Annotated in this window: 3 protein-coding genes; all 3 read right to left on the bottom strand. The window is 57.7% G+C overall.

Annotated elements, in window-relative coordinates; genetic code table 11:
- Positions 1-1,418: type IV secretory system conjugative DNA transfer family protein (locus E5X88_RS33315; RefSeq protein WP_292168502.1), on the bottom strand; the 1,418-nt coding region annotated here is incomplete at its 3' end.
- Entirely contained in the window at positions 1,415-2,443 is a 1,029-nt protein-coding gene (gene virB11, locus E5X88_RS33310; RefSeq protein WP_292168501.1) for a P-type DNA transfer ATPase VirB11, read from the bottom strand. The genes E5X88_RS33315 and virB11, both read right to left, overlap by 4 nt.
- Positions 2,424-3,161 (bottom strand): type IV secretion system protein VirB10 (gene virB10, locus E5X88_RS33305; RefSeq protein ID WP_292168499.1); only part of this gene is annotated, 738 nt, incomplete at its 5' end. The genes virB11 and virB10, both read right to left, overlap by 20 nt.

Genomic DNA, 3,161 nt, shown 5'->3' with positions numbered 1-3,161 from the left:
GTGCGCGATTCCGACTGATAGCGAATTGTGCGCTTGCCGAGCGCACGAGAGGCATATTCGGCCGTTGCCTGGTCGTTGGCGCCAAGTACGAGCTGATAGCCGCAATTGCCAAGCAGCGAGTGGCGGGAGGTCTCGCCATAGATTTCGTCGAGGTTCTTGAGGTCCTGGATGATGAAGGCGAGCTTGATGTTGTAGCCGGCCACATAGGGTAGCTTTGTCATAATCTCGTCCATCTTCTTCAACTGTCGGAACTCGTCGAGCAGGAAATAGACGGGCAGGGAATTGGGGTCGTGCTCCAGGGTGAGGATGTCCATGGTCTGCTGCACGAACAGCGTCAGGAGAGGACGCAATAGCGTGATGTCAGTGATGTTGGGCGCGAGGTAGATCGAGATCGGCCGGCGCTTGAGCGCCCGTAAATCCATATCGGTTACGTTCGTGGCGGCTACGATGCGCTCGTTTTTGAAGGGGCGCATGGCCTTCTGAATATCGAGCAAGGCAGAGGCGGCGGCCCGTTCTGACAGCGCGAGATAGGCATTGAAGCTTTCCATCGTGAACTTGGAAAGGTATGGCTCTCTCGCCTTGATGAACTTCATCAGCGCCTGGAGGTCGACGCCGCTATTGATGAAGGAATTGACTTCGCCGAGGTTGCGCCGGCCATTGTAGTGCGGGCTCTCCAGAACGTAGCTGATAGCGCCCGCCATCACTTGCTGTGCCGTGGCCTGCCATACCGAATTCTCGGATTCGGTGTTCTCCGGGACAAGGATGCTCGCCATGTTTTGGATATCCGTCGTCCGCGTGCCGCGCTCCTGGCGCACGAAGTCGAGCGGATTGTAGCGGTTGGTGGCTTCCGATCCCGGAGCAAATAGAAAGACCTGGCTTCCCTTGCGGCGGCGATATCCGGCAGTGGCCTTGAAGACTTCGCCCTTCAGATCGGTGACGATCATCGACCCTTCGTGCAGGAGGGCGTTGGGAATGACGTAGCCAGCACCCTTACCGGATCGAGTTGGACCGATGATGAGATGGTGACGATCATCCTTTGTGCGGAGGATCTTGCGACCGAGGCGGCCGAAGATGTGCCCCTGCTTGCGGAACCATCTGCCGCGTCGCAAGGCGGCAATGTCCTGAAAAGCGGCGTCGCCGAGCGGGTTGGTTGGCGATTTCAAGCCAAGATAGGCCGCCAGGCCGCCGGCGAACAAGCTTGGCAGGAGCGCGACGAGCGCGACCTTCTGCAGGGTATGGCTGCCCTTGTAGAGCCAGAATTGTTGAACAGGCACGAAAGGATTGGTGGTGATCGTGGTTTCGAGTATTCGGCCGTCCTTATAGACGAGCTGCAAGCCAAGTCCGTAAGTGAGGGTCCAGACGGCGAAGACGATTCCGGCGCAGAAGAGAAGATAGAAGGCCTGATAACCCTTGATCATGTCTCATCTCGGGCAAAGAAGATTTCCGAAACGCCCCGTTTTCCGCCATCACGGCGCAACTGGATTACGATCGGGATGACCATTTGGATGTATGACATCAGATCCTGCTTGGAGTAACCCGACGACATTCCGGCCTGCTGCATCATCATGGCGAGTTGTTCATAGGCGCCCATCGGCGTATCCGCATGCACCGTCGACATGCTGCCCGGATGGCCCGTGTTGATGGCGCGCAGGAAGGAAAAGGCCTCGGCGCCACGGATTTCACCGACGAACAGTCTGTCTGGCCGCATCCGGAGCGACGCTTCCAGCAGGTTTTGGATCGTCACGTCTGCGGTGCCCTGGTCGCCCTTGGAGGCAATCAGATGCACTTTGTTCGGCTGCGGCGGAAATAGTTCGCGTGTGTCCTCCAGCGTCAATATCCGCTCATGCGGATCGACGCTTTTCAAACATGCGTTGAGGAAGGTGGTCTTGCCCGACGAGGTGCCGCCGCTGATCAAAATCGACACGCGCTTTGTGATCGCCGTATGGATGAAGTCATAGATACGGCTCGCGCGAAGGTGCGCAATCAGCTCCCGGTCGATGTCGCTCAGTCCGCCGACTGCGACCGAGACTTTATCCAGTGAGCCGCTATCGCGGTACTCCTCGAGCGTGAAATTGTTCACGACCTGCTTTCGGATCGAGATCGAGCCGCCTTCCGGCGCGGCGGGAGGCAGCACGATCTGAATACGCTCGCCCGTCGGTAAGGCCGCGCTTAAAATAGGCTTGGCGCGGCTGATGAACTGGTTTGTTGCGCCGGCGACGCGCTCCCCGATATTTTCAATTTCAGAGGCCGTGAGCTGCTTAATTTCGTGAAACTCCATATGATCGGAGCCCAGCCGTTCCACATAGAGGTGGCACGGCTTATTCACGGAGATTTCGACGACACGCGGATCGTCAAGAAAGCCGCGGATAGGTTCGAGTGCCCGATCAAGGAAGTAATAAGGATTGGTGGCCGACCGGCCCTTGTTACTGACCGCGACGTTCACGCTGTATTTCCTTCATCGCTTCTGTGACGGGATCGTCATACATGGTGCTGAAATCGAGATCCTGGCGCACGTAGACGAAGATGCGTTCGCCCTGGCTGACACTGATCGTCGGCGGGATGCGCAGGTTTTCGCTCAAAGCCTGGTTAGCCATATCGCTGAACGTTTGCGCGATCGTGTCGCGCGCCAGTTCCTCGCCGCGCTTGGCTTCATCATTATTTTGGCCGAAAGCTTCATCGCTTCCATATCCGGTGAGGTAACTAGCTCCTGCCCCGACAATCGAGAGTACGATTGCGGAACCGAACCTTTCCCGCCATTTGTTGTCGACACGGCCGGTCAATCCGGAGCGGCCAAGGCTGTCGGTGCCGATGGAGTTGAGGCGAACTGACACACCGTCATCGCGGAGAAGCCTGGTCCAGATGACGAAAATACGTTTCTGACCCCTAACAACATCGGACTGATATTCGCCGATCAGCCGGGTTCCGGTCGGAATCAGGACGCGCCGCCCGTCAAACGAATAGACATCCTGAGATGTGATCGCGCGGATTTGGCCTGGAAGATCGCTGACGATCGCGGTTTCCAAAATGCCCGGGATTAGGGTGCCTTCAGGCACCAGCGCGTCGATACGTTTGATCTGCTTAGCCTTTGCCGACCTATCAGCCAGGCTCGACGCGGCCGCGAGGAATTTGCTGTTGCGGTCCTCGCCCGCGACACTCAGACC

The sequence above is a fragment of the Mesorhizobium sp. genome, assembly GCF_004962245.1.
Taxonomy (GTDB): domain Bacteria; phylum Pseudomonadota; class Alphaproteobacteria; order Rhizobiales; family Rhizobiaceae; genus Mesorhizobium.
This window is presented reverse-complemented; position numbering and strand designations above follow the sequence as displayed.